The sequence below is a fragment of the Duganella violaceipulchra genome (assembly GCF_019166075.1).
Lineage (GTDB): Bacteria > Pseudomonadota > Gammaproteobacteria > Burkholderiales > Burkholderiaceae_D > Rugamonas > Rugamonas violaceipulchra.
The window spans coordinates 1-255 of sequence record NZ_JAHTGR010000224.1 but is presented as its reverse complement, the minus strand read 5'-3'; the positions used below and the strand labels follow the sequence as shown (position 1 = coordinate 255).

Here is a 255-nt window from a genome sequence, read left to right as displayed (position 1 = left end):
GCGCCGGCGGCAGTTGCGCCGCCTGGCCTTGCTGGATCAGGTGGATTTCCTCGACCAGGATTTCCAGTGTCGTATGGTCGATCGCCAAATGATGCGTCAGCAGTTGCAACAGCCAGCGGCCATGGGCGCGGTCGGCACAGACAAATCCACGCATCAGCGGCGCCTGGCGCACATCGAGCCGTTGCCGGCTTGGCGCATAAAGGCTGGCCAATTGCTCCGCGATGGCGCCGTCCGCCGCGTCCAGCTCCACTTCCT

The 255-nt window shown here is 64.7% G+C and carries 1 protein-coding gene; it reads right to left on the bottom strand.

The features are described 5' to 3' along the window. The coding region (locus tag KVP70_RS33800; protein ID WP_217946790.1) for a condensation domain-containing protein at window positions 1-255 on the bottom strand (255 nt) is incomplete at both ends.